The organism is Mesorhizobium sp. BR1-1-16 (assembly GCF_020165495.1).
Lineage (GTDB): Bacteria > Pseudomonadota > Alphaproteobacteria > Rhizobiales > Kaistiaceae > Kaistia.
The window spans coordinates 13,086-39,985 of sequence record NZ_JAIUIE010000015.1; the positions used below are offsets into that span (position 1 = coordinate 13,086).

The following is a 26,900-nucleotide window of genomic DNA, read 5'->3' on the forward strand; positions in this document are numbered from 1 at the left end:
GCTAGTTGACCATATGCGTCGCCGAGAACTGGATACGGCGGTTGAGCGCCTTGTTCTTTGGCGTATCGTTTGGAGTGATCGGATTCATCTCGCCATAGCCTGCGACCGTCAGCTGCGCGATCGGGACGCCAGCGGCCGCGAGTGCGTCAGCGACGGCCTGTGCCCGGCGCTGCGACAGGAGTTCGTTGGCAGCCGGAGGGCCGTCGGAATCCGTATGCCCCGCTACCTCCACCTTGAGGCTCGGGCATTTGCCCATGACGCTGACCACCTCGTCGAGCAGCGGTTTGCTCCTGGCGTCGAGCTTGGCGCTGGCCGTGCGGAAATAGATCGCCTGCGTGCGCGACAGCACGTCAAAGCGGTTCATGCATTCTTCATCGCTGAAGTTGGATTTCAGGGCGTCGGTCTCCACGGGCCCGACATTGGCGGCGACGGGCTGTGGCGGCGTGGCAGGCGTCATGCCATCGGCGTTGAAGACGAAGTCGAATGACACCGATGCCGTCGGCACGATGCTTGAGACGTTCGCGGCCTGCTGCAGCTTCTCGATGTTGGGAAGCAGTCCGAAATCGGCGGCGTTGACCGCTACCGGAGCCGCGGAGGCCACGGAGACCTGCGTGTCCGTGATCATGGTGACGATCACGTCTGCGCTGAGATCCTTGTCGACGCCATGCAGGCTGAGATGGAAGGGCAGCTTGGTCGTCATGCGCCGCTTGGCGGCGAGGTCGGCAAAAGCTGTCGGATCGACCTTCGCCGTGACTTCCGCGGTCGGATACTGGAAGGTCTCGAAGAACAGGAAGCGCATGCGCACATTGCGCAAGTCGATGCTGGTATCCACCGAGTTCAGGTCGAATGTGATCTTGGCGTCGCCATCCGGCGTAAGCGTGCCAGCGATGTTGCGGATCTTGTTGGTCTCTACGATCGTGTTCTTCTTGACCGACTGGTAGCTGAGCGTCGAACTGGTCGGGTCGAGCGTCCAGCCTGTCGGCGCTGCGGCCGCGGCGCCCGATATCGCCAGCAACGCCAGCATTGCCAAGGCGGCCGTTGCGGCATCGCGCCGAGCCATCGACGCGACCGACCTCACGATCTGCACGAACCCCACGACCCTGCGCATGGACCCCTCCGCAATTGGAAAAGAAACCCTCAGTCGCAAGGCGCAGCCGCCGTGCATCGCATATAGTCAGGCGCATAGATCAGGATTCACGCGGCCGACTTTAGCCCGTTGATTCCAAGTATGTCTTGATCTCGCATTCGCCGCATGAGTTCACGATACATGCCTGAGTATAGAACACCTGAAACCTGTCATTGGGCAAGCCCACACCTCGTGTCCGCTGGGCTGCATCACGAGGTCGAGCGCATTTCCGACATCCATCGATCGCTTTAGATAAGCGTCCTTGCCGCGCAGCGTCTGATCCAGCGGGACCTCGGCTTCCAGACGGAAGCGACTAAAGCGCGGGAGCGCTGTCGCCCCACGGCGCGAAATTAACGCCAAAGTGATCGGCCGCCTTCAGCTGCTGCTGCAGCTCGGGCAGATAGTCGGCGGCGTGGCGAAGCGGTGTCGCGGGCGGCGCGGCTAGAGCGAGGGGCGTTACAAGCGCCAGAACGATTGCCGGCTCGGCAGGCGGCGCGATGCCGGAAAAATCGACCTTGAATACTTCATTGCCGAATTCGGCACGCTCGGTGCTGAAGTCGTTCAGTGGCCAGACGGCTCCGGTTTTGTCGACCAGAAGCAGGGTGACGGCTTCGGCATTCGGATTGCCAACCCTGATCTCCGCTGTGCCACCCCGGCCGCCTGCAACAGAAATCGGCGCCCATATGGCATCAGCCCGAATGGCATTCAGGAAATCTGCGGCAGCACATTGTGACGCGAAAATCGCCGACGCGTCGATCACGCCTTGCCCGCCGCCAGCCTGCGCGAGCGTGTCTCGAATTTTCTCGAAGGGCTCGCGCGACTGTCCGATACCGCGAATATGGGTTGCGGACGGTCCACTATTTCCGTCGGCCTTATAGAGCGCGAAGAAGCAGCCGTTCGGTGTGGGAGGCGGTGACGGCAGCGGCTGGGGGCCGGTGCCGATCACCCACCACGCTACGGGGAGGGCTATAACGCCAACGGTCGCGAGCCCCGCGATCAACAAACGCCGCCTTCCCCAAGCTGTCGCCGGGGCATTTGCGCCCTGAGCGTCAGGCGGCGACGAGCGCTTCAATTCGGCGTCCCCTGCCATCGCGGGTGGATGGCTGGACAGCGGCGGCTTACTCAAGGGGGTACTGCCAGCAGGTGCCGAACCGATCGGCGCCGTGCTTGCGGCGACGGCCGACGCATGGCTCCAAGGCGGGTTGCTGGGAGGGACGAGCGGCGGAATCGAAGACTCGAGCCGCGGCGGTATGGATGTCGTATCGGGCAACTGCGAATGGTCCGACACCGGTGGCTCGTCAGCCGGGGGCGTGACGCGTGCCGGCTCCGGGGCTGCTGCAGGCGGCTCGACAAGCAGCGTCACGGCCATGTCGCCACGCAACATCGCGGCAACGTCGGTCGCATTGGCCGGGCGCCGGGACGGATCGGGCTGCAGCAACGCCTGGAGGATGCCGCAGATCTCGGACGGAATAGCCTGGAGGTCGGGCAGGCGTTGGCGCTTCTCGATCAACTCGATCAGTGAGCCTTGCATGTCGAGCGGCCGGCCGGTCAGCGACGCCGCCATGACCAGGCCCAGGCTGTACAGATCAGACTTCGCCGTCACTTCGCCGCCGGCGAGCCCTAGTTGTTCCGGCGAGACAAAGTTGAACTTGCCGGCGAATTTGCTGCCGATCAGAGTGGTCGCCTTGCCTTCGATCTGTCGCGCGATGCCGAAGTCGATGATCTTCGGCGCATCAACCGCGCCATTATCGAGAATGATGTTGTCGGGCGACAAATCGCGGTGAACGATGCCGGCCCGGTGCGCGAGAGCAAGCCCCTGAGCTACAGGCAGAAAAAGCCGTCGCGCTTCATCGATCGACAAGGGCGTGTCAGCGATACGTTCCGCCAGGGACGGCCCTTCGACGAACTCCATTGCCAGATAAGGCATCCCAAGCGTCGGATCACGTGAGAAGCTGTAGTAGCGAACAATGTTGGGATGGTGCAGGCGCGCCACCATCATGGCTTCCTTGCGGAAGAGCGAGAATATCATTGTGTCGCTGGCGAACTCGGTCCGGATCGTCTTGATGGCTACGGGTTCGCCGGTCTCGATATTGTGGCCGCGATAGATTTGTCCCATGCCGCCGGTGGCGATCAGTACGTCGATTTCGTAAGTGTCGTTGAGATGGGTCCCAGGCTCCAGGGCATCGGAGCCGGCCAGGAGGCCCGTTCGGTCGCCATCGGTCATCACAGCCTTTCCTCCGGACCCCGATCTGCAAACAAGGCGACCTCCTCGCCCAAGGGCGTCGCCGGGCGGATTGCCACGACCACGACCGAGACATTGTCAGTGGCCCCTCGCTCCAGCGTAAGATCGATCAGCCGGCGGCAGGCCTCGTCCGGCGCGGTATTCCGCAGGACATCGCCAATCTCCGCATCCTCCACATGGGCAGTCAGCCCATCGCTGCAGATGAGGAAGCGATCGCCAGCCTCGATCAGGCCCTGCACGATCTCAAGAAAGGGATATTCGTCGACGCCGATTGCATGCCTGATAACGTTCCGGCGCGGCCATGATCGTGCATCTTCGACCGAAAGTACCCCGGTGTCGACCAGCGCTTGCACCTCCGTGTGGTCGTGCGTCAGCTGTGTGAGGCGGTTATCTCGCCAGTGATAGACGCGACTGTCGCCGGACCACACACAGGCAAAGCGCGCCTCGAAGATCAAAAGCGCTGCGAGCGTCGCCCCCATGACGCCTCGTCCGCGGGACGCTGCAATACCCAGGATCTCCGCATTTGCGAGATGAACGCGATCCTCGAACCGCGCCCTGAGATCGAGAGCCGAACTCGGCCGTCCGATCGACTGCAGCCGATCGATGATCTCTGTGCTGGCGACCTCGCCCGCATCGTGGCCACCCATGCCGTCCGCCACGGCGAATAATCCGCTCTCGATCGAAACCAGGAAGCGGTCCTCGTTGATCTGGCGGACAAGGCCCACATGACTATCGCCGCATGCCACGACGTCGAAGACATGCTGCGCCATCGCCGACCGCTCCCCGCTACAGCCTGCACGCACAATCTGTCACGATAGTTTGCCGCACAAGCCTCTTGGCTGATATTCATCCAATCGTATCACTTCGCCTTTGTGCACGAAATCTGCTCCGTCACATGTCAAGGCTGAACAACTGCTCAGCCGGTGGAGCGACGGAACGGCCAAAGAGGACGTTTCGGGTCGCCAGATGCTTCTGGCTGACTTGAAATCGCCTGATGACGTCGTCTATCGTATCACGGCTATTGTTGGGACCGTTCGAAACCGGCATCCGCCTTTGCAGATTCTGGAAACGAGGGCAAAAGCAGCCCTGAGTTGCGTCGGGAACCGTATCAATTGGCTGCGCCAGATGTTCATTCAATGGTGGCCGATGGGCGCGTTGCATGCGCTGGGTCGAAATTACCTTCGATGCATACTGCGCGTCTATTTCAGGCTGATCCTTGCGGCGCTTGCGCGGGCAGGGGAGGTGGCCGCTCCGGCGGTGCCCGTGAGACGATTACCCGATCCCGCTTGCGCAGCCTCAGAATATGACGGGAACCCAGCCCCCCGGCAACTTCGCCACCTCTGCGTTGCCGATCGGCGCGGTTCTCCAAGAATATCGTATTGATGGGCAACTCGGACAATCCGGCCTGGGCTTCGCCTATCTTGCTTGGGATATGGAGTTGCAGCGCCACGTCGCGATCGCCGAGTATTTTCCGTTAGCCCTGGCGACGCGCAAGCCGGATGGATCAGTCGCCCCCGCGCTGGCATCCCATCAGGCTGCCTTCGATGCCGGCGCGGAAGCGTTTGTCGAGCATGGTCGACTGCTCGGCCGCATCGAGCACCCCAATATTGCCGCCGTGCGACGGTCGTTTCGATTGAACGGCACCGCCTATCTCGTTTTGCGCCACGAGGCCGGCTCAACTCTGCGTCAGGCATTGCTGGACGGATCAATCGACGAGAAACGGCTGACCACGATATTGCGTGCCGTGATGGACGGCTTGGAAACGATGCATCGCGCCTCAATCCTTCATCGCGGCATCACGCCAGACGCCATCATACTCAGCGACAATCGCCGCGACGATGGCGGGGAAGTGCCTGTCATCGTTGACTTCGGCGCCGTTCGTGACATCAGCAAGCCATTTCAAGACGATAGCCTTGCGGCCGGTTCGGCTGGCTTCGCGCCGCCGGAGCAGTATGGCCCTCTCGATGACGAGGGTCCCTGGACGGATATCTATGCCGTTGGCGCCACGGCCCTCTATTGCATTTGCGGCGAGACGCCGCCCCATTCGCTGGAGAGGGCCCGGGAAGATAGGCTCGTCCCCGCGGTGGAGGCTGGCGCGGGACGGTACAGCGCGCCCTTCCTCGCCCTCATCGACCGTATGCTCCAGCTCGATCGCTTCCAGCGGCCACAAAGCGCCGGCGAAGTCAGCGCCGAACTGGCCGCGATGCCGCCGATCGGGAACCAGATCGGGCAAGGCATCTTTCCAGCCACGGATCTCCCACGGACCGGCGCGTCCGGAAGCGAGCTTTCAGCGACCGCCATCGCCTCGACGATGCTGCGCGGATCATCGCCTATGCCGCCTTCTGTGGGTCCTGATGACGAGGCAGCGAAGACGGTGCTTCGGGCATGGGAATCCCCCTACGATCCGCTATCGGACGCGGACGCCTTCATCGCGCCACCGCCGTTGCCACCCGAGCGCCGGCCCCCGCCAGGGCGTCGCGGCATGGGCATGTGGATTTGGCTCTTCCTCGTAGTGCTGGCTGTGCTTGCCGGTCTTGCCTATGCTTATCGCGGTCCTGCTCGCGAAGTCGCTTGCAACCGGCTCGACGCATTCTGTCAGCCGGACGATATCGCGTATCATGAGTTTACCGCGTGCACGGCGACGCGGTCGGCTTGCGGCGCGGCCGCCTGCGGGCTCGGCGTCGCTGACAGCTTTGCGAGCAGCCGCCACCGGGCCGAGGTGGAAAAGCGCATCACCGATGATGTAGCGAGCTGCCTCGACCAGCGGATCGCCGCGTTGCCGCCGCCCGGTGATTGTGCCGCCCTGCGTTGGCCGCGTCGCTCGGACGTGCGCGCCGAGGCGTCGGCTGTGGATCTCACTGCTGCAATCCTCCGCGGCCGCAAGTCTTGGACGGCGATGATCGCCGACGATAGCGCCGATCCGACGCAACTCTTACTGCTGGGCGAGTTGTTGCTTGGCCTTGACGGTGCGGCAGACGCCGAGGCGCAGGGTTTCGAAGCGATCTATGCCTCTGCCTATCGTGGGTTTGTCCCCGCGCTGGCCTGGATGGCGTCCGCTTATGATCCGACGATCACGACCACCGCCCGGCCGGCTGGAATTGACCTCGATGCCGGAAATGCCATCAGTTACTATCGGAAGCTGGCAAACAACTGCCCTGAGATCGCCGAGCAGGCGACGAAACAGGTTTGCGCCTGGCTTTCGCAGCAACGCAAGACCGGCAAGTCAGATGTCCTTTGGGTGCTGTCTGCCGAATGTTCAGGGAAGTGATCATGTCGAAACGATCGCCCGGCTGCATCGCATGTGGAAAATCTGCGGGACGTGCCGTTGTCCTGCTGATCAGCTTGGCGATCGCCAGCCTTGCCAGTCTGGCCTCGCACGCCGCCGCAGACACCCGCGAGGCCATGCTCGAGCCTGGCAAGCGCACGCTCTACCAACGGGTCATCATAAAGCCGAACGCCGTCGTCACCGATGACTGCGATGTGGACGCGACGTCAGGAACCAAGCTTCCCGCGTTCTCGATTTACTATGTCTATAGCCGCGATGATCGCTGCGTGGAGATCGGAGCCAACACCAACGGGCTGGCCAAGGGTTTCGTGAAGCGCGACATGACGGTCGACTGGATGCAATCGATCGTGGTGGCATTCAACAATCGGGAGGATGCTGGCCGGCAACGACAGCTCCTTTTCAAAGATAAGGAGGCCTTGCAGCAGGCAACCGATCCGTCCACCGGCGTCGCCGGTCTTGCCGATCTGAGATCAAAGGCCGAGACAGGGACGTTGCAGGACTCCTCGGGCGTGATCGCCATCGAGCCAGCCGGTGTCGTGGATATCGAGCAGAACTTCTACGTGATGCCGATCCTCGACTTCCAGTCGGTCTTCCTGACCGATGGCAAAGACGGGAACTTCCAGCGGCTGAATTTTCTGCGCATTGGCGCCGTTTCGGACGTGCGTTCGCCCGATGCTCCGCCCCGCCCACTCCAGCCTGAGGCGAAACCCACAGCCGCGCTGGCCTTCATCATCGATACGACCCGCTCGATGCAGCCCTATATCGACCAGGCGACCGATGTCGTTCGGCAGATCCAGTCGAAGCTCAGCGCGGATGATGTCGGCGACGACGTCCGCTTCGGCATCATTGGATTTCGTCAGTCCGTCGAGAAGAATCCCGGCGTCGAATACCATGTGAAGACGTTCTTGCCGCTTGGGCCGCAGTCCGGCGCCCAGGCTTTGCTTGGCGAGTTGACGAAGGTCAACGCCGCGACCATTCCCACGCGCGGCTTTGACGAGGATTCATTCGGGGCCGTACGCGAAGCGATCGATAAGCTCGACTGGTCCGGCTCGCAGGCACGGATTGCCGTTCTCATCACCGATGCCGGGCCTGCCGAAACCGAAAGCGCGGACTCGCTGGCTGGCGGCATGGGCGCAGACCAACTGGCCGATCTGGCGCGGCGAAAGGGCATCCGCTTCTTCGTCATGCATCTGCGCACGCCCCCTGGCAGGCAGGATCACGATTTTGCCGAGGGTGAATATCGCAAGCTGACGACGGTCGATGGCCACGATGCCTATCTGCCGATCGCCGAAGGCAAGATCAGCGAGTTCGGCCAGCAGATGCAACAGCTCTGCGACACCATCATCAATCTCATCCACGCGACGGAGAAGGGCGAAGCTCTGCAACCAGTCGATTCGAGCCCGTCGGCGGCGGTCATGGCGCGTGTCGGGCGGGCGCTTCAACTCGAATATTTCGGGCAGCGCCAGGATGCGACCGTGCCACAGTTCTTCGAGGCGTGGACCACGGACATGTCGCTGGAGGATCCGTCCGTACCAGCGCTCGACGAACGAGTGATGCTGACGAAGAACCAGCTCTCGTCGCTGGCCGAGGCCCTCAGACCCATCGTCGAGCAGGGCGAGGCGCCCGGCTCGCAGGCCGATCCGGCGGATTTCTTCCGCCGCGTTCAGGAACTCGCGGCGAGGGCCAATAACGATACCAGGCAGATTTCCGACGGCACGCCGCTGGGTGAAGTCCTTGGCGAGTATTTGCAGGATCTGCCGTATCGCAGCTATGTTCTAAACTTGACGGGCGCCGATTGGGTTAGCTTCAATCGTCAGAAGCAGCGCGAGATTCTCTCGATGCTGAAATCGAAGCTTGCCTATTACGAAATGATTCACAGCACTCCATCCAAGTGGATCAAGCTGGACGAGGACGCCGACGACGGAGAGGTGGTCACTTTGGTCCCCCTCTTTCAGCTCCCCTAGATTGACGTAGGCACTATGGCCGAGCTTCGGATCCAGAACGCAGTCAAGGTGCTCATGGAGCCGCATCGGCAGTTTCGTCTCGAGATTCGCGAGTTGAAGCTTTCCCCGGGGGACCGGATTGCGATCCTTGGTCCAACCGGATCGGGCAAGACGACCGCGATGGATCTGCTGGCGCTCGCCGGGTTACCGACCTCTGCCGACTTGTTCGAACTGAGGGATGAGCGGGGGGGCGTCCTCGACCTCAGGAACATCCGTTCCGACTCCGCCCTTGCCAAGCTGCGCGCGCGCCATTTTGGCTATGTACTTCAGAGCAACCCGCTTTTCAGTTTCATGACCATCCGCGAAAATTGCGGCTTGAGCCAGATGGTCTCGGGGCGCGTCGACAGGCCCTTCGTGGATCAGTTGCTCGGCGCGCTCGACCTGGCCGACGCGTCGGAAAGCCGGGTGAGCACGCTGTCGGTCGGCCAGCGCCAGAAGCTCGCGGTCGGGCGCGCGCTCGCGCATCGTCCGCAGTTTGTGCTGTGCGACGAGCCGACCGCCGCGCTCGACTCAGGAAGTGCCGATGCGCTCATTGCGATGCTGGTCCGGCTCGCCGGCGCTGCTGGCTCCTGCGTCGTCATCATCACGCATGACCAGGCGCTACCGCGTAAGCACGGCTTTGACATCTACCGCATGCATCCGATCACGACGACCATGCGCGGCTCGAGACTCCTGCCGGAAAAGATGCGGTCATCATGATCGGGCTTCGTCTCTCCTTGCAGTTCGTGCGCCGCCGGCCGCTCGCTCTTATCGTTCCAGCGGTAGCCGTGGCTGGCTGTCTGATCCCGATCATGATCATCTGGTCGTTGAAGGCGGGATATGTCGAGCCGCTCATTACCGAGCTTCAGAGCAATCCGCGCAATCTCGAGGTGCGCCTGCGCGGTGACCGCACGCTCACCGCGGCTGATATCGCCGCCATGATCAGCCTGCCCGGAATCGGCTATATCGCGCCCACCACCCGTGGACTGGCGTTGCGAGTTTTCGTCGGACGTCCAGGCGAGCTGAGTCAGTCCGATGCCTCGCTGCTACCCTCGTCGGCAGGCGACCCGCTTCTGCAGGCATTGGAGCCGCCCGCCGGGGATACGGTCATCGTGACGCGGGATGTCGTTCGCGACCTCGGCCTCAAGATCGGTGACATGCTCGAAGTGCGCGCGATCCGGTATGACGCCGGCGATATCTTGCGGATTCCACTCCGCGTGACGGGCGAACTCGCCCCCGCCACGCTCGCCGGCAGGCGGCTGCTTGTTCAGCAATCGATCATCCTCGATATCGAGGACTTCGTCGACGGATATGCTGTTCCGGCCCACAATGTTGGGGGACGGCCGCCCTCCGAGCGACCGAGGACATTCGCCAACGCCCGCATCTATGCGGACAAGCTGGAAAGCGTCACGCCGCTCGTGCGGGCACTGGAAGATCTCGGCAATGTCCCGGAGTCCGACGAGGCTGCGATTGCCTCGGCACTGGCGCTTCAGAGCGGCACGGCGATGCTGGCGCTGATCTTCGCGTTGACTCTGTCGATCGGCGCCGCGATCAGTGTCTGGAGTGCGTTGGGACAGGCGTTGATCCCCCAAAAACGTGTCGTCGCCCTTTTCCGCCTGATGGGTGGAACGCGCTTTGATGTCGTCGCATTTGTGGCCCTCATCGATCTTTGCATCATGCTTTCGGCACTGCTGATCGCCAGCGCGGGATATACTGTCGCCCGCCTGCTGATCGAAAGCCGCTTCCACATTGAGGTGCACCTTCCGCTGCAACAGGCCATCGCTACCGCTGTAGCGGTCGTGGCGGCCGCTCTCATCATCGGTATGGCGTTTGCGTACTCGTTCATGGCTATCGACATGAAGGAAGCATTGTCCAATGAGACATGAACGCTTCGCCGCCTTTGTTGTCGTCATGCTATCGGCCGTGCCGACATTCGCCGCGGGTTGGCCGCCTCCCGTCTTCAACCCGCATCCTCTTCCAGATGATTACATCATCCCGTTGCCATGCGAGGGGAGTATGGCTTTCCGGCGGGTCAATACCGGCCAAATCGCTCCGTCGGATCCGCGGGCGCCGCTCTATGACGAGAGCTTCATGATGGGTCGCCCCGCGAGCGGCCAGCGGAGCTTCATCGAGAGCCGGCGGCCGGAATACATCACTGGCGCCGCCGATGACAAGAACGGAACCCGCTACTACCTGATCGGCAAGTACGAAGTCACCGTCGCGCAGTACAAGGCAGTGATGGCCGCCGACGCCAGCGGCTGTCCCGCGAGTTTCGGCCCCGCCGAAGCCATGCCGCAAACCTCGCTGAGCTGGTATGACGGCATGGAGTTCGGCCGCCGCCTGAGCAGTTGGCTCTATGCAGATCCACAGCGTCTTGGCGCCATATCGCAGGAAACCGGGCTGACTGATCCCTATATTCGCCTGCCGACCGAGGTGGAATGGGAGTTTGCAGCGCGCGGGGGCCTGCGTGTTTCCAACACCGAGCGAAGCGACGACCGGTTCCCGATGGGCAGCGGCGGCATCGATGCTTATGCCTGGACGAATGCTCCGCAATCGGCGCAGGGCAATGCGAAGCCGATCGGTACGCGCCGGCAGAATCCGCTCGGCCTATTCGATGTGTATGGCAACGCGGCAGAGATCGCCCAGGAGCCGTTTCGCCTCACGCGCGGAGACCGTCTTCATGGCGAGGTCGGTGGGTTCGTCGTTCGTGGCGGTTCGTATCTTGATGATCCGCAGGTCGTGAATTCGGCGCTCCGCGACGAGTATCCGTTCTTTACTAGCGCGGGCTCGCGAGGCGAGTTCCGCCTAAGAGCGAATGGTATCCGCGTTATCTTTGGTGCCGCCATCCTCAACCGAGCCGTGGATATCGACGCATTCGAACGCGCGATGGATCATATCAGCAGCGATGCCAATGAAGCCATTGCACCGCTCGCGACAGCCGATCTCCAGCGGCTCGCCGCGCATCATGACGGCGACGCGATCGGAGAAGAGCTCAAGTCACTTCAGGGACAGCTCTCATCCGAGCTCATGCAGCGGCAAGAACTGGAGGGGCGCCTTGTCCGCAGCCTCATCGTCAATGCGGCGCTCATGGCGCGCGAGATGAACCTGACCGCTAAGGTAATGGACGTCTATTTTGAGTTTTCGCAGGACCAGACATCGACTTCGGAAGAGCGGCGCGTCTATCTCAATAAATTCAACGACAATAAGCTGAATCTCGATTTGTACTCCGATCAATATGCGAATATGATCAAGACCTTGAGCAGCGAGTATAACAACGAGGTCAGCCGGCAGGCCCTCGCGGCGAAGCGTGGGCTCATCGAGGCTGGCAATGCGGAGCTCTCGAACTTCGTGAGCGGTGTCGACCAAAATGTAGGGGCCGAGACCCGCGGAGAGCACGAGAATTCGCAAGCGATCGCGGCTAGCGTACTTGGTCGAGATCACACCTGGCTACCTCGATAGAGCAGAGCTTCGCCAGCGGTGCTCCAAGGGAATGCAAGATTAGTGTTGTCACGTTCGCGGGTATGAAGGATTCCACGGTAATTAGTCCCGACTGCTGGACGCGAGATGTCTGCGTGCTTGGATAGTCCGGGGCCGGCTCTGGTAATTATCGCGCGAATTCCATGTCGCGAGGCCTTCACACAAAGGACAGAGCGCGGAACTGTTCGATGTCTGGTATAGAATGTGGGTGGCACGTTTTGCCGCGCGGGTGAGTGCCTGTTGGGCTGGTATCCGCCTGTGGTTTGCTTGATCGGGGTGCTCTGAGTTCTTCAGTCTGCGACGGAGGATTCGATGATTTACGACGTACGGCCTGTGCGCGCGATACTGATGGTGGGGCCCATTCTAGTCAGCCTTCTCGCGGGGTGCCAGTCGACGACGGGTTCATCTGGGGGCGCCAGCTCTGCGGAAGCTGAGCTTCGCCAGATCGAGACGAAACGAATTGCCCAGGGCGTCGCCACCGGAGCGGCGACCGGTACAGCGACCGGCCTGGTCCTGTGGGCGATCACGGGCGAGGAAGCCTTTGCGGTCGGTGGTTTGGGCGCAGGCGCCGCTGCCGGCGGCGGCTATGCGGCGAACGTCAACAAGAAGGCCTCCGCGGAAGCCCGGGCGCAGGACTCGGCCAAGCAGGTTATCGCTCAGGCCAACGCCAATATCGCATCATACCGCAAGGTTGCGCGCGTCTCAGACCAAGTCGCGGCTGAAGCCAATGCCAAGATCACCAGCCTCAATGCCAAACTTGCGAAGGGTGAGGTTACGGCGGCCGAATACCGGGTTGAACTTGCAGGAGCCAAGCAGAACATTGCTTCGCTGCAGCGTAATATCACCGACGTCGACAGCGACATCAAGCAAGTCAGCCTGACGATCAAGGACGGGGGATCACCCGGCCTTACCTCCGTTCGCTCGCAGCTCGAAGCGGAGAAGGCGCAGCTCACTCAGAAGAAGGCGAAGCTGGCCGAAGCCTACAGCCGCGCCCCGAGCTCGGTCGGTATTGGCCTTTGAAGGCTTGTGGATACAGGGAGAAGCCGCGTGGCCGTCATCTGTTTGGCTATTGGGTGCAGGGGGTTCTCGACTGTTGTCGAACCAACGCGGGGAAGAGCGTGAAATGCACGACTGGTTACGCAGCTTTGCAGTCCTAGCGGGTCTCGCCAGTGCATCCGTGGTTCTGGCGTCCTGCCAGTCGACCTGTTCTGGCGATCCGCGCAAGGACGACTTGTTCTGCGCGCAGGCGGGGTTGTCCAGCGGGCGCTATTCACAGGAAACAAGCCGGTTGACCGGCGTCGCGAACGATAGCACCACCAAGGCCTCGGCCGCCAAAAGCGAGAGCGAACGCGCACTGCGTCGCGCCGAATCCTCGCAGGCACGCGCGGCAGAATTGTCCAGCAAACAGGCGGCACAGAACCGCCAGATTTCGGCGTTGCAGTCCCAAGTTGCTGCACTGCAACGTCAGCTTTCGTCAGCGCGTGCCGCCGGTCGTTCTGCCGAAACGCAAGATCTTGAGGCGCAGATCAAGAAGCTCAAGTCCGACATCGCGCAGCTCGGCGGCCTTTGACATCATGAAAGGCCGCGGCGCGCAGCACCTATACTGCTTAAGAAGTATGATGCCAATGGGCAACACGATAGAAGCATCATGAAATGTACACTCTGAAAATGTCCATCCTGTCGCTTGAGTGTCGCACGCGAGGTTTGATCGTGGCATATTGCGAATGAATGAGGATGGTGGGGGGATTGCAAATGAAATCCATCGTTGCGATCGCGGTTTGTGTGCAGTTTGCTCTGTTGGGACCTGCGTTTGCCGACAGCGCTGCTCGATTGACGGGAATTTCTGGCCCTGTGATGGTTGATAGCGGCGCAGGTTTCCAGAGTGTCCGTGAGCAGATTGATCTGGCGACTGGCAGCCGCGTGCTGGTGCGCCCAAAGGGCAAAGCCACTCTGACTTATAGAGATGGCTGCACGCTGACCTTGCAGCAATACACGATATCGTCGGTCGGCAGCCCGGATGCGTGCAATAAGCAGGCTCAGGTTGCCTCCGATGATGGTCGCAAGAAGGGATTGTTCTTGCAAAACGGGAACGGGGGCGGCTTCTTGTCCGCATTGACCTCCCCGGCCGGTGTCATTGCTCTCACTGGATTGGGAGTGACCACATTTGCGATCGTTGATGGCAACAACAATGTTGATGGCAACAACAATAATCCCGAAAATATTCCGATCAGCCCCTAGGGTGCGGTGATCAGCTAGTTATTGATCACGAACGGTGTTGTAGAAGAGCTCGATGTCATCGGACATATCGGTCCTGGCGGCGTCGCAGGCTCGATGGACCGTGCCCTTGATCCGGTCGGTCTTGAGCGCGTAGCTCTTCATAGCCGCGTTCGCTGTCGGGCTTGTACCGACGGCGCCTCGACAGCTTTGTCCGCAGAGACGGGTGGACGCAGCAGGACTCGAATCTGGAACCAGACCGTTATGAGCGGTCGACCCTAACCATTCCGCGATAGGTTCCCGGACCCGGACCCGGCTTAGCGGATCGGTTTCGCGCGGCACGAGGGGACTGGGTTCTCGACAGGCGCGTTGCCGGGACTGGCCGCGTCAGTCGGCAGCGGGCTCATGCGAAGTCGATATGTCGTCGGGATGCGCGAGGGGCAGCATGCCTTTGTAGATGCCGGGTTCGGAGCCCGGGATCGCGATCGCGCCGACCGAGCGGGCGTAGAAGCCGGTCGGCCCGGCGCCGCCGATGACGCCATAGGGATAGCCGACGGCGTGCATGTCGAGCAGCGTCGCCAGCAGCAGCGCATGGCCGATGCCGCGGCCGCGCAGGGCATCATCGACGCCCGTTGGGCCGAACAATCCCCGCGCGGTCGCGTCGTAGCAGGCAAAGCCGGCGATCGCCTCGTCCTTGACTGCGATCAGGCAGGAAGGCGGCTGGCGGCAGGTCGCGACCGTCGCCTCGCTGACCCAGCCCTGGCCGAAGCGCGGCCCGATCCAGTCGGCGAGCGCGCGAAGCTCGGGCGGCAGGATGCGGCGGATGACGACGCCTTCCTGCGCCATCCGCGCGTCGAGCACTGCATCGCGCTGGAGGTCATAGAGCTTGACCAGCATATCCGGCATGGATGGTTCCCTGAGGTCAGCCCTTGACGGCGCCGGCCGTGAGGCCCGCGACGATCCGGCGCTGGAAGATGAGGACGAGGACGATCAGCGGCAGCGTGACCGTTACCGAGGCGGCCATGATCTGGCCGAACGGATATTCGTAACGCGAGGAGCCGCCCATCAGGCCGATGGCGACCGGAACGGTCCGGTTTTCGTCGGTGAGGATGAAGGTCAAGGCGAACAGGAACTCGTTCCAGGCGAGGATGAAGGCAAGAATGCCGGTCGACGCCAGCGACGGCCCCATCAGCGGCAGCAGGATCTTCGTCAGGATGCGAAAATGCGAACAGCCGTCGATGATCGCGGCTTCCTCCAGCTCGCGCGGAAATTCGCGGATGAAGGTGGTGAGAATCCAAGTCGTGAAGGGAACCGTCGCCAGTAGATAGGTCAGGATCAGCGCACTCGGGCGGTTATAGAGCCCGAGCCAGTTGATCAGCTCGAACATGCCCGAGAGCACCACGACCTGCGGGAAGATCGAGATCATCAGGATCGTCATCAGCACCCCGCGCCGCTGCGGAAAATCAATGCGGCCCAGCGCGTAGGCGGCGGATATGCCGAGGATCAGCGACAGCGCCGTCGTCGATGAGGCGACGAAAGCGGAGTTGACCAGCGATCCCAGGAAGATCTTGTTCTCGTAGAGCGCCTTGTAATAGGTGAAGTCGAAGGCCGGCAGGAAGGTGTTGCGGTAAAGAGCGGCGCCTTGCTTGGTGGAGGAGACGATCGCCCAATAATAGGGGAAGAGCGTGTAGATCAGCACCAGCCCGACGGCGACGACGAGGAAGCCCTTCTTGATGCGGCGCTCGAGCCGATAGCTGGCCGAACTGCGCCGGCGGCGGGCGGGGAGGGCGAGGGCGGCGTCGGTCATGCTGCTTCTCCCGCCGCGCGATCAAGCCTGAGCACGCCGATGATGAGGATGGCGACGAAGGCGACGAGCAGAAACACCCAGGTCGAAGCCGCCGAGCCGATGCCGAGCTCCTGGAACGAGATCAGCCGGTTTCTCGCATAGATCGAGGCGGTCATGACCTGCTCGCTCGACGCCGCGAGCACATAGGCAAGGTCGAACATCCGCAGCGCGTCGAGGACGCGGAAGAGCACCGCGACCCCGATGGCGGGCTTCAGCAGCGGCAGCACGATCGACCAGAAGCGCTTCCAGGCGGGAATGCCGTCGACTTCGGCGGCCTCCATGATCTCGCCGGGGATCATCTGCAAACCGGCCAGGATCAACAGCACCATGAAGGGCGTGGTCATCCAGACGTCGATAAAGATGACGACGCCCATGATCAGCGAGCCATTCGCCGTCCACGCGATGCCGTGATCGATCAGGCCCATCGAGATCAGTACCTGGTTCAGCACGCCGAACTGGTCGTTTAGCATCCATTCCCACATCTTGGTTGCCACCACGACCGGGATCGCCCAGGGGACGAGGATCGCCGCGCGGACGAGCCCGCGACCGGGGATCGCCTGATTGATCAGCAATGCGATGCCAAGACCGAGCACGGTCTCAATGGCGACCGAGACGACCGTGAAGGTCAGCGTGTTGCGGACGGCGATCCACCAGGTCCGATCGCCGATCACCTCGAGATAGTTATCGAATCCGATCAGCGAATAATTGGTCGGATCGTCAAGATAGGCGTCGGTGAACGAGAAATAGAAGGTCCGCGCCAGCGGCCAGACTGCGACGACCAGCATCGCGATCAGCATCGGCGCCATGAACATCCAGGCCGCGCGGCGGTCGGCGCGGGCGAGCTTGAGGCTCATGCGGCCATCCCTCCGCCCGATGGTTGCGCCACGGCTGCCGCGGAACGTTCGTGGCTTGCGGCGTGGTCGAGCCGGGCGCCGCTTTCCTCGAACAGGAAGAGGTCCTCGTCGCGGAAGGACAGTCCGACCTTGGTGTCGCGATCCTCGCGCGGACGGGCTGGCAGTCGGATGACCCAGCTGTTGTCGGCATCGAGGCGGACATAGGCGAAATGCTCGTGACCGAGATCCTCGATCCGCTCGATGACACCATCGAGCCGCCCGCTGCCGGGGGCGACGATCGACAGCGCCTCGGGGCGGACGCCGATCGTTGCCGGCGTCGAGCGGTTGCCCGTCACATGGCTTTCGACGCGGAGGCCGCCGGGGCCGGCGAGGAGCCAGTCTGCGCCGACGCCGGTCGCCTTGACCGGCGAGAAGTTCATGCGCGGGCTGCCGACGAAGCCGGCCACGAAGCGGCTTTTTGGCGTGTGGTAGAGCTCCTGCGGACTGCCGACCTGTTCGATGACGCCGTGATTGAGCACGACGATACGATCGGCCAGCGTCATCGCCTCGGCCTGGTCATGCGTCACATAGATCATCGTCGTGCCGATATCGTCGTGCAGCCGGGCGATCTCGATGCGCATTTCCATGCGCAGATCGCTGTCGAGGTTCGACAGCGGCTCATCGAACAGGAACACTTCGGGCTTGCGGACAAGGGCGCGGCCGATGGCGACGCGCTGGCGCTGGCCGCCGGAAAGCTCGCGCGGACGGCGGGCGAGCAGGTGGTCGACCTTCAGCAGCTTCGCGACCTCGGCGACCTTGTTGCGCACCGCGTCACGGCCAAGGCCCAGCGTTTCGAGAGCGAAACCGATATTGCGGGCGACCGTCATATGCGGATAGAGCGCATAGGACTGGAAGACGAAGGCGATGCCGCGCTTCGAGGCCGGCACGTCGGTGACCGGCTCACCGCCGATGGAAATCTCGCCCTCGGTGACCGGGACGAGTCCGGCGATGAGGCGCAGCAGCGTCGACTTCCCGCAGCCGGACGGGCCGACAAAGACGATGAATTCGCCGTCGCGGATCGCAAGGTCGACGCCGCGGATGACGGGATTGCCGCCATAGCTTTTCGAAACGGATTTCAGCTCGACCGATGCCATTGGGTCTCCGGCAGATGCGGCGGATAGGGGCTAGGGTTCGTTTGCCGTTCCTGGCGAAGGTCTCCTGGACCATCCGCCACGACTGTCATGCCGGCGCTCGTCCGGGTATCCAGGCCTTGCTCCCGCCGTGACTGGAAGGCGCTGTGGATGGCCGGGACAAGCCCGGCCATGACAGTTGCTTGGGCGTAGGCGAGAGGCGCCGGAGCGCCCCTGCCGTCAGCGGCTTTCCTTCAGCTTGTCCAGCCGCGCCGAGAGCTTGGCGAGGCCCGCCTTGACGTCCTCGTCGCCGGTCAGCATGTCGTGCACCGCGCGATAGAAGGCCTGCGACACGCGGTTATAGCTCGTGCCGGTATAGCCCGAGGGACGGGTCGCGCTGTCGGCGAAGGCCGGCTGGGTGTCTTTGAGGAAGGGCAGCTTCGCCAGGACGTCCGGGTCCGTATAGAGCGCCGAGATGGAGGGGTTATAGGCGCCCTCGATCGCGCGCATCTTCTGCATGTCGGGGCCGGTGATGAAGCGGACGAATTCGGCGGCCAGCTCCGGCTTGGCGCTGTACTTGTTGACGCCGAAATACATCGGGCCAAGGCAGCCGCTCGACTTTTCGCCGACTTTGCCAACCGGCAGCGGCATCATGCCGACCTTGCCGACGATCGGTCCACCGCCGCCCTGCGAGGTGCCCCAGACATAGGGCCAGTTGCGATGGAACACCGAATTGCCGGCCTCGAACACGGCGCGCGAGGCTTCCTCGTCATAGCCAAGCACGCCTTCGGGCGAAATGGTGCCGATCCAGCCCTTGGCCTTCTCGATCGCCTCGGCTGCCGCCGGATTGTCGATCGTGACCTTGCCGTCGTCGGCGATGATCGTGCCGCCGCCATTCGACGCGATGAGCTCGATCGCGTCGCAGGTCAGACCTTCATAGCTCTTGGCCTGCCAGGTATAGCCCCACATGTCCTTGCTGCCGGCGGCGCGTTCCTTGTCCTGGATTTCCTTCGCCTGCGTGGCGAGTTCGTCCCAGGTCTTCGGCGGCTGCATGCCGTATTTCTCGAGCAGGTCCTTGCGATAGAACATCAGCCCGACATCCATATAGGCGGGCATGGCGATCAGCTGGCCATTGATGTCGCCGGCGCCGAGCGTCGACTTGAAATGAGCGTCCTGCTCGGCCTGCGGCACCATCGCCTTGATGTCGAGCAGGTTGTTCTTGAACATGCCGAGCCAGATCACGTCGAGGAACAGCACATCGACGTCGCTCGACTTGGCCGCCAGCAACTGCTGATAGAGCGGGATGGCGTCATCGAGCTGCGCCGGCATCTTGTTGATCTTGGCTTCGTTGCCGGTCTTGGCCTTCCATGCGTCAGCGGCCTTGACGCAGAGGTCGTAATCGGTCGCGCCACAGAAGACGGAGACCGTATCGGCCCGCGCCGTGCCGGCGGCGAGCGCAAGAAGCATGCTGGCGCCGAGCGCGAGCTTTTTAAGCGACATGGATGAATTCCTCTGTTCCCTGTGGAGCGGCCTTGCCGCGGCGGGCGGAACTCTTTTGGCTCCTGCCGCACGTCGATATTACCACTGGATATATCCAGGCATGTCAATATGGTCGTGAAGCCGGCTAGCCACGCAGAGGGCATCTGGCGGCAGGGAGACGAAGGATGGCAGTGGGGACGGGCCGGTACATCACCGGCCAGGACGAAGCGAGCGCCGCCGGGAACGCGATCGATGCCGGGGCGATGCCACCCGGCGACGATCATCTCGGCACGGCGGCGGGAATCAGCAGAGCGGATCCGCGTCCGCTGCATCGCCAGGTGCATGGCGCGATCATCGAGGCGATCGAGACCGGGCGGCTGCCACGAAACGGCAAGCTGCCATCGGAACGGGAACTGGTCGACCTGTTCGGCGTCAGCCGAATCACTATCCGCCACGCCATGCGCGATCTGGTTCAGCAGGGCTTCCTGCAGAGCCAGCCGGGCAAGGGCTTCTATGTCGCCGTGCCGCAGCGCGGCTTCGAACTGCATCTCTTGAAGAGCTTCACCGCCACGGCGCTCGCCAACGGCCGCAGCCCCGGCCAGCGGCTGATCGAAGCGCGCATCTATCGCGCGCCGCTCGAGATCACGCGCCCGCTGTTCCTGCCAGAGGGGGCGGAGGTGGTGGTCCTGTCGCGCCTCAGATTGCTCGACGATGTGCCGGTGGTGATCCAGACCGACTGGATGTCGGCGGCGCGCGCGCCCGGCCTGATCGATCTCGACTGGTCGTCACCGAATCGCTCGCTCTATGCCGAGATCCGCGAGCGCTATCGCATCCGTCCGGTCCGCGGCCAGACGACGCTGAGCGCCCGGCTGGCGAGCCAGGACGAATCGGAGCGGCTTGGCCTGGTTCCGCCTGCCGCCGTTCTGACAGTCGACCAGATCGCGTTCGACGCGCGCAACAGGGCCGTAAACCTGACGACGCTGGTGCACCATCCGGAGCGCTATCCGCTGACGCTGGCCCAGTCCGAAAGCGGCGATATCGAGCAGATCTGACGCCGCCCTAAGCCTGGCCATCCACCGGCCAGAGACGGTGGCTTATCTTCCGGCGGAGTTTCTTGAGCCGCCCAAGGGGGCTGCGCGCCCGGGCGGCTGCTTTCAGAGCCTGGCGCTCGGCCTCGGCAATCTCGGCGAGGCGCCGCGCCTCTTCGGCCGCTTGCGCCGCAAGGAGCAGGTCCAGTTCGGCGTGGACTTCAGCGGTCGCGACGCGAGAGGCGACCTGCTGCGGCAGACGGATGGACGCACTCGCCGCTCGCTCGACAGGCTCCGGCGCGTCGTGCTCATCTTGTGCGCGACCGATTGCGGGGGGGCGCGTTCCAAGGAGCTTTTCAAACAACCCTTCGTAGCGGGCCGCCTGCCCATCGAGCGTCGCCTCGGTCAGAATATCGCGCCGCGCTGCCTGGCCCATGCCGGCGGCCTTTTCGGGCGCCTTGACGAGATCGAGAACCGCATCAGCCAGCGCGGTGACATCGCCGGGGGCAACGAGCCTTCCATTGATGCCGTCCTGGATCATGTCCGTCATCCCGCCGACGGCGAAGGCCACGACGGGGACGCCGGCCGCCATCGCCTCCATCATCACATTGGGCTGGTTGTCCTCGAGGGAGGGAAGGATCAGCAGATCGGCCGCGCTGTAGATGGTCGCCAGTTGCGCGTCGTCGCCGACGAAGCCGAAGGATGTCACGGGGATGCCCAGCGACTCGAGTTCCGGCGTCGCCTCGCCAAACAGCAGAAGCCCCAACCCGTCGGGATTCTCGCCTTCCCCGGGTGATGACGACGCGATGAGACGTTCGATCGCCTCCATCAGAAGGCCAAATCCCTTGCGGGTCTCCTGGGTGTAGTGGACGCCGAACAGGATGTAGCGGAGGGACGGGTCCAACCCGAGCGCCTGCCTCGCTTCGGCCTTGTCGAGAGGTCGAAAGAGATCCGTCTCGATGGCGTTGGAAATCCGCTGTATTGTTTCCGGCTCAAACACCCCCGACCGCGACGCGCAGTCTGCCAGCCAGTGCGAGGGGGCCACCGCTGCGACATTTGCGCGGCGATAGGTCCGCCGCCTGACTGCAAGCAGGGCAGGAGCCATCGCCAGCGTGTCGCTGACCTGCGGACAGGGTGCGCAATCACGCTCGAAACCATCACAGCCGGCCGAATAATGACATCCGCCCGTGAAGTGACTCATGTCGTGCAGCGTAAACACGACCGGTTTACCGAGCGCGATCAGCGGAGCGGCTGTCTCGGGATTGAGCAGTTGGTTCGACCAGTGAACATTGATGGCATCGTAATCTTTTTCCCGGATCAGCTGCGAAAGATCGTAACCGCTCGGCTGGAACGAGAAGAATGTGTTCGAGAGCTGGGTTCGGCGCGAGGGCAGGTAGTGACCCTCGATGAATTGTGCGCAGTCGTCATTTTGGTCGGGGGTGGCGTTATCCGGTTCAACGACGATCGAATTCGGTTGAACGTGACCTTGCGTCGATTGAATGATGTCGACCACATGGCCGCGCGCCGACAGGCCTTTCGCCAGCCTGAGCATCGCCCGGGCCGCGCCGCCGCCGCCGCCATATGTACTGAGGATCGCGATCTTCATCCGGCGCCTTTTTCGACCCTCATGAACCCACAGCTAGATTATCGTTGAGCGTCAGTTGCTTACCTCGGTGCTGCTGCGACGCAAACACGCGAACACCCCGCCCGAAATGCACTTCAGCATCTCGAGCTGGGCTGTTTCAAGGCGCGTTTCGTAGCGGCCGTGGCGCGGGCGGGCAGACTGGACGCAAAGCGCGTCATAGCCATGGCGATCATCTATCGGACCAGCCGAAGCCAACCGATAGTTGGCCACGGATGGGAGCCAGACGTGCGTCGGCGTCAGCGCGGCGCACGCGTCAGATGAAGCGAGCTGACGCCTGCGGCGATGTTGAGCCCGGTCTGCGCCGAAACCGAAAGCGGCTGCAAAGCGATGCTGCCCTGACCGCCGCCAACGAGCACATTGGCGCCGAGGCCGACGCCTACGGTCGCCTGCGCCGTGGCGCCCGTATAGCGGCCGGAGAGGTCGCCGTGCCGGCGGGTCGGCTCGAACACAGTCCAGACGATGACGCTGTTGCGCGAGATACCGACATCGAGCCCGAGGCGATCGATGCGGCCGGTATAGCGCTCGTTGCCGCGCTTCGAGCGGAAATCGCATTCGACGTTTCGGCGCGAGCCGAAGATCATGCCCATGCCGGAAGCGACGTGGCAGGTCAGCGTGCCGGTGCGGACCGCCGCGTCGGCGGGCCCGGCGAAGGGCAGGGTGGCGGCGAAGAGACTGGCGGCGGCGATCAGAAGGGCGGGGGTCTTCATGGAGAGGTCCTCGATCGGTGGAACTGGTTCGGCGTCAACGATCTACTTGTGACGCCGGTTCCCCTATCGCTCAGCGCTGCGCCCATTCCGCGTCGCTGACATCCACCCCTGCGCGCTGGCAGACTTGGAGCATCTCCTCGGCCGGCGTCGTCGCAAACCACTCGATCATGCGGGCGAGCGGTGTGCCACCGCCAGGCGCGGTGGCTGCGATCTCCGCCCAGAGCTGCGCGAACCATGGCGTGGTCGCATCGCCGCGGGCCGCGCCATGGCGCGCATAGAACAGGATCGGCAGCATGTCGGAGCGGCGCGCATCCTCATGCATCAGCAGGTAATAGCGCGTATCGAAGAAGGGCGATGGATCGCGATACTCGAAGACGCCGTAGCGCAGATAATGCCGCATCGGGCCACCGCGCGTCGTCTTCGCCTCCGGGTTCTGCTCGGCATACCAGTTGGGAAAGAAAAGCCCGGTCTGCTTCACCAGGACCATGTCGCGCCGCATGCTCAGAGAGCGCTGCCATTTCGAGACCAAGCTGCGCGCCCGCACGGTGCTGTAGCGCGGCTTGCCGAGCGCCTCGCCTTCGAGATGCTCGCGCAGTTCCGCATGGATCCGCTCGGCAGCCTCGGCATTGCCGTAGCGGCCGAGCACCGCCTTCCATTCGTCATAGGTTTCGCGACGCTTGGTCCAGGAGAGGCCGCCGCTCGCATAGATCGCGATCAGCGCGCCGCTGTGATGGACACTCGCCCCGTTCTGGCGCAGTCGGTACAGGAATTCGTGATCGGCGACGATGCGATAGTTCGTGTCATAGCCCTGCTCGGCCAGCAGCGCGCGCCGCGTCAGCGTCGCCTGGTGGCAGGGTACACCCGCCAGCCATCGGGCATCGATCGCGCCATCCTTGAGGCGCCGCCAGGTCAGCTCGAAATCGGCGGCGCGGCGCAGCACATCGCCCTGTTCCGAGCGGTAGAGATGATGGCCGATGATGAAATCGGGCGTCTCGCCGGCCGTGAAACTTTCCATCGCCTCGGCGAGGGCCGTATCGCTGGCGAAGAAGTCGCCGGCATTCATGAAGAGAATGTAGTCTCCGCTGGCGAGCCGCGCGGCCTTGTTCATCGCGAAATAGGGACCGTCATCCGCTTCGCTGACCAAGGCATCGATCCGGTCGCGATAGCGCTCGATGATCGCCCCGGTCCCATCGCTCGAGGCGCCGTCGACCACGACGAGTTCGATATTCGGATAAGTCTGCGCCAGAATATTGGTGAGCGTCGCGTCCAGCGTCGCCTCGGCATTGAGGGTCACGACCGCGACGCTGACCCGCCGGCCGCTCGTGGCGGCCGCCTGTTGCGGCGCTGCATGGGTGACCGCCCCGTTGCCGGTGCCGCCACCCGCCATGCCGTCGGTGCCAAGGACGAAGGCCTGGACGCGGTCGAGCGCTTCCGTCCAGCGGCGACGGCCAAGCTGTGCGCTCTCGCGCGCCTTTTGGCCGAGCCTCGCGGCATCGCTGAAATCGAGCGCTTTTGGCGCCCCGAGCGGCCAGAGCAGGCCGTTGACGCCGTCGGTGATGTATTCGTTCATGGTGGGCTGGTCGGCCGCGATCACCGCCATCCCGCGGCACATCGCTTCGATGAAGGAGAAGCCGATGCCTTCCTGGGCACGCGGCGCGAAATAGACATTGTGCCTGCCGAGCAGGGCTTGCAGTTCATCGGCATTCTCGAACCAGGACGAGACGGTCAGCCGGCCATCGGTGCTCGCCGCCACGGGATCGTCCGCCGCCTCGCCGGGATCATCGGCGCTGTGGACATGCAGACGCTCGAACGGAGCCGAACCGATCAACTTGTGGATGTCGCGCCAGCGGATTGCCGAGGTGCGCTTCCAGAAGAAGCCGCGCAGGGCCGAAAAGTCCTCGACGGGCGCAAAGGCCGCAGGATCTGGCCAATATTGCGCGTAGAGCGATGTTAGGCCGGCATGGCCGACAATCCGATGCAACTCGTGGCAGAAGGAGAGAACCCGCGCGCCGGCAAGGCGCCGCCAGTCCCCTGCGCTGAGCAGATCGGCGCCGTCCCACATCGGAACATAGACGACATTGGTCGCGCCGTGGCGCAGCAGCCGCTCGACCGGTTGCTCGACCTGCCAGACGATGACGCGATCATATCCGCCCGCCAGGATCGGGCCGATATCGAGCGGGCGGCGGTCCTGCCAGGAATTGTCCCAGAAGCGGTCGACCTGATGGCCGTCCAGAACTTCGCGGACGAAGAAATCCGTCGACTTCGTCTTCTGGTGATAGGAGTGATCGACGAATGCAATCTTCATCGATGGATCGCCGCATCTTTCAGGCGAAGGAGATTGATCTCGGCGCGCGCGGAGCGGAGCTGGTCGCGGAGGCGCGACGCCTTGGCGCGATCGGCTTCGATCTCGGCCTCGAGCGCGGCCATGGCGCCATAGAGGCCGCCTTCACCGGGTCGTCCGACCGGCGAGCCGCTGCCATCACCAAGAAAGCGGCCAAGCCCGCCCCAGCCGCTGCGGCCAAGCGTGGCAGCCGCCGCCTCGGCGAGATCTTCCTCGCGCACGGCCGGTAGCGTATCCGTCTCGGGCTCGGCGGAGAGTTCGAGATGCATGCCGGCGACGAGGAGGAAATGCTCGCGAGGATCCTTGGGGCGACGGTCGCTTTCGACCTCGAAGTAGACATGGCCCTTCGGAAGCGCCACGGGAATGCGCAGCACGATGTTGCGGCGATGGCCGGAAATCTCGATCGCCTCCTCGAACACTGTCTCCCCAGCCGAGCGGATCGTCAGGCGGTTGTTCTGCTGCCAGTTGCGGCATTCGATGACGAGCGTGTAGCGCCCGGCGGCCGGAACTTTGGATGAAAGCAGCATCAGCGGCTGGTTCATCCAGATCACGCCGGCCGGCAGATGCAATTCCGGATGGGCGCCGATCGGCGCGCTGGCGCCGGCCAGGACTTCGAGCGGCACAGTCGGGAAAGCGACCCCGCCGGCATGGATCATCGGCGCCAGCAGCGGGCTGCCGAAATCCGGCACGAAGCGCCAGGCCTTCTGTTCGGGGCTGTACTGGGCGACGCTGCGCTTCTGGCGGCGGGCGCCGTTCTCCGGCGGCAAGGGCGTCGCGCCGGGCGCCTTTTCGGGCGGCAGGCGGTCGATCTCGCCATAATAGCGATCCATCGATTCAGACAGTTGGCCCGGCCGGCGCCGATGAAAGCCGAGCAGCGTATCGACGGTGGTCAGCGGGGCATGGCGGGCAAGGCGGCGCCAGAGATCCCAGTCGCCGGCGAGGCGGAAGCCCTCGTCGAGGCCGCCGGCCTTGTCCCAGAGCGCGGTCGTCCAGAATGTGCCTTCCTGCATGACGAAGGCCCCGCTGCGGCCGTCGTAATCTCCCGCGACGAGCTTCGTGCGCTCAAAGGCAATCGGCGATTCGACCCCGAGAGTGGCGCCGCGATCGTTGATCAGCGAGACTCGCGAGGTGATGAATTCGATCTCAGGCAGATCGGTCATCAGCGCGCGGATCGTCGCGAAGGCGCCGGGCGCGAGGCGATCGTCGGAATTGATCCAGCCCATGACTGAAGGCGTATCGGCGCCGCCTTCGCGTGCCGCGGCGAAGGCGCGGTTGATGGCCTGATACATGCCGCCGTCCTTGGAGACGGTGAAGGAGAAGGCAATCCCGCGGCAGCGGACGGGCAGGGCGCCTGAAGCGAGGCGGGCCTGCCAGGCCTCGATGATCGCCAGAGTGCCATCCTTCGAACCGCCGTCCTGAACGTGATAGCGGATCGAAAAATCGCCGGCCTGGGTGACAACCGAGGCGATCGTCTCGTCGAGGAAGTCTTCCGAGTTCAACGTCGGCGTGACGATGGTGAAGAGTTCGCTGGAGCTCATGCGGCTTTCGCTCTGGTCGGCGTGGT

General features: G+C 63.3%; 22 protein-coding genes. 9 read left to right on the forward strand and 13 right to left on the reverse strand.

What is annotated here, in order from left to right; translation table 11 throughout:
* Window position 1: 1 nt before the first annotated feature.
* The 3 genes from LB518_RS22005 to LB518_RS22015 form a co-directional block, all read right to left on the reverse strand.
* Window positions 2-1,108 (reverse strand): OmpA family protein, encoded by a 1,107-nt coding sequence (locus tag LB518_RS22005; RefSeq protein WP_224579975.1) that lies wholly within the window; start codon window positions 1,106-1,108, stop codon window positions 2-4.
* A 331-nt stretch (window positions 1,109-1,439) separates the two neighbouring features.
* Window positions 1,440-3,350 carry a serine/threonine-protein kinase gene (locus LB518_RS22010; protein WP_224579976.1) on the reverse strand — a complete coding sequence of 637 codons (1,911 nt, stop codon included), beginning with the start codon at window positions 3,348-3,350 and terminating at the stop codon, window positions 1,440-1,442.
* Window positions 3,350-4,138, reverse strand: a complete 789-nt coding sequence (locus LB518_RS22015; protein WP_224579977.1) for a PP2C family protein-serine/threonine phosphatase — start codon at window positions 4,136-4,138, stop codon at window positions 3,350-3,352. Before LB518_RS22015 ends, LB518_RS22010 begins: the two co-directional genes overlap by 1 nt.
* 533 nt (window positions 4,139-4,671) lie before the next feature.
* Between LB518_RS22015 and LB518_RS22020 the strand changes: the two genes are divergently transcribed.
* From LB518_RS22020 to LB518_RS22055, 8 genes are all read left to right on the forward strand, one after another.
* Window positions 4,672-6,636 (forward strand): serine/threonine protein kinase, encoded by a 1,965-nt coding sequence (locus tag LB518_RS22020; RefSeq protein WP_224579978.1) that lies wholly within the window; start codon window positions 4,672-4,674, stop codon window positions 6,634-6,636.
* A 2-nt stretch (window positions 6,637-6,638) separates the two neighbouring features.
* Window positions 6,639-8,618: a vWA domain-containing protein gene (locus tag LB518_RS22025; RefSeq protein ID WP_224579979.1), complete on the forward strand. Its 1,980-nt coding sequence runs from the start codon at window positions 6,639-6,641 to the stop codon at window positions 8,616-8,618.
* A gap of 15 nt (window positions 8,619-8,633) precedes the next feature.
* Window positions 8,634-9,356, forward strand: coding sequence for an ABC transporter ATP-binding protein (locus tag LB518_RS22030; protein WP_224579980.1), 723 nt, complete (start codon window positions 8,634-8,636; stop codon window positions 9,354-9,356).
* A 92-nt stretch (window positions 9,357-9,448) separates the two neighbouring features.
* Window positions 9,449-10,522: an ABC transporter permease family protein gene (locus LB518_RS22035; protein WP_224579981.1), complete on the forward strand. Its 1,074-nt coding sequence runs from the start codon at window positions 9,449-9,451 to the stop codon at window positions 10,520-10,522.
* Entirely contained in the window at window positions 10,512-12,095 is a 1,584-nt protein-coding gene (locus LB518_RS22040; RefSeq protein ID WP_224579982.1) for a formylglycine-generating enzyme family protein, read from the forward strand. The genes LB518_RS22035 and LB518_RS22040 overlap by 11 nt, the downstream gene beginning before the upstream one ends.
* 330 nt (window positions 12,096-12,425) lie before the next feature.
* Window positions 12,426-13,133, forward strand: coding sequence for an HlyD family secretion protein (locus LB518_RS22045; RefSeq protein WP_224579983.1), 708 nt, complete (start codon window positions 12,426-12,428; stop codon window positions 13,131-13,133).
* A gap of 73 nt (window positions 13,134-13,206) precedes the next feature.
* Entirely contained in the window at window positions 13,207-13,683 is a 477-nt protein-coding gene (locus LB518_RS22050) for a hypothetical protein (RefSeq protein WP_224579984.1), read from the forward strand.
* Between the two features lie 182 nt (window positions 13,684-13,865).
* Window positions 13,866-14,351, forward strand: coding sequence for a hypothetical protein (locus LB518_RS22055; protein ID WP_224579985.1), 486 nt, complete (start codon window positions 13,866-13,868; stop codon window positions 14,349-14,351).
* A gap of 18 nt (window positions 14,352-14,369) precedes the next feature.
* Here LB518_RS22055 and LB518_RS24740 read toward each other — a convergent pair whose 3' ends face one another.
* The 6 genes from LB518_RS24740 to LB518_RS22080 all read right to left on the reverse strand — a co-directional run bounded on the left by LB518_RS24740 (window position 14,370) and on the right by LB518_RS22080 (window position 19,636).
* The gene (locus tag LB518_RS24740; RefSeq protein ID WP_286198820.1) at window positions 14,370-14,492 is read right to left on the reverse strand and encodes a hypothetical protein; all 123 of its coding nucleotides are present in this window, start codon (window positions 14,490-14,492) and stop codon (window positions 14,370-14,372) included.
* Between the two features lie 222 nt (window positions 14,493-14,714).
* The gene (locus LB518_RS22060; RefSeq protein WP_224579986.1) at window positions 14,715-15,233 is read right to left on the reverse strand and encodes a GNAT family N-acetyltransferase; all 519 of its coding nucleotides are present in this window, start codon (window positions 15,231-15,233) and stop codon (window positions 14,715-14,717) included.
* A gap of 16 nt (window positions 15,234-15,249) precedes the next feature.
* Entirely contained in the window at window positions 15,250-16,134 is an 885-nt protein-coding gene (locus tag LB518_RS22065) for a carbohydrate ABC transporter permease (RefSeq protein WP_224579987.1), read from the reverse strand.
* On the reverse strand, window positions 16,131-17,027 hold the full coding sequence (locus LB518_RS22070; protein WP_224579988.1) for a carbohydrate ABC transporter permease: 897 nt from the start codon (window positions 17,025-17,027) through the stop codon (window positions 16,131-16,133). Before LB518_RS22070 ends, LB518_RS22065 begins: the two co-directional genes overlap by 4 nt.
* Window positions 17,024-18,160, reverse strand: a complete 1,137-nt coding sequence (locus tag LB518_RS22075) for an ABC transporter ATP-binding protein (RefSeq protein WP_224579989.1) — start codon at window positions 18,158-18,160, stop codon at window positions 17,024-17,026. The genes LB518_RS22070 and LB518_RS22075 overlap by 4 nt, the downstream gene beginning before the upstream one ends.
* A 216-nt stretch (window positions 18,161-18,376) precedes the next feature.
* Window positions 18,377-19,636, reverse strand: a complete 1,260-nt coding sequence (locus LB518_RS22080) for an ABC transporter substrate-binding protein (RefSeq protein ID WP_224579990.1) — start codon at window positions 19,634-19,636, stop codon at window positions 18,377-18,379.
* Between the two features lie 242 nt (window positions 19,637-19,878).
* On the opposite strand from LB518_RS22080, the gene LB518_RS22085 reads away from it, so the two are divergent.
* Complete coding sequence (locus LB518_RS22085) at window positions 19,879-20,667, forward strand: GntR family transcriptional regulator (RefSeq protein WP_502845869.1); 789 nt, start codon at window positions 19,879-19,881, stop codon at window positions 20,665-20,667.
* A gap of 7 nt (window positions 20,668-20,674) precedes the next feature.
* On the opposite strand, the gene LB518_RS22090 is transcribed toward LB518_RS22085, so the two are convergent.
* From LB518_RS22090 to LB518_RS22105, 4 genes are all read right to left on the reverse strand, one after another.
* A complete protein-coding gene (locus LB518_RS22090) occupies window positions 20,675-22,249 on the reverse strand; it encodes a glycosyltransferase (protein ID WP_224579992.1) in 1,575 nt (524 codons plus the stop codon).
* 275 nt (window positions 22,250-22,524) lie between these two features.
* The gene (locus LB518_RS22095) at window positions 22,525-22,995 is read right to left on the reverse strand and encodes a DUF992 domain-containing protein (protein ID WP_224579993.1); all 471 of its coding nucleotides are present in this window, start codon (window positions 22,993-22,995) and stop codon (window positions 22,525-22,527) included.
* Between the two features lie 70 nt (window positions 22,996-23,065).
* Window positions 23,066-25,300 (reverse strand): glycosyltransferase, encoded by a 2,235-nt coding sequence (locus LB518_RS22100; protein ID WP_224579994.1) that lies wholly within the window; start codon window positions 25,298-25,300, stop codon window positions 23,066-23,068.
* A complete protein-coding gene (locus tag LB518_RS22105) occupies window positions 25,297-26,874 on the reverse strand; it encodes a glycosyltransferase (RefSeq protein WP_224579995.1) in 1,578 nt (525 codons plus the stop codon). The genes LB518_RS22100 and LB518_RS22105 overlap by 4 nt, the downstream gene beginning before the upstream one ends.
* Between the last annotated feature and the right edge of the window lie 26 nt (window positions 26,875-26,900).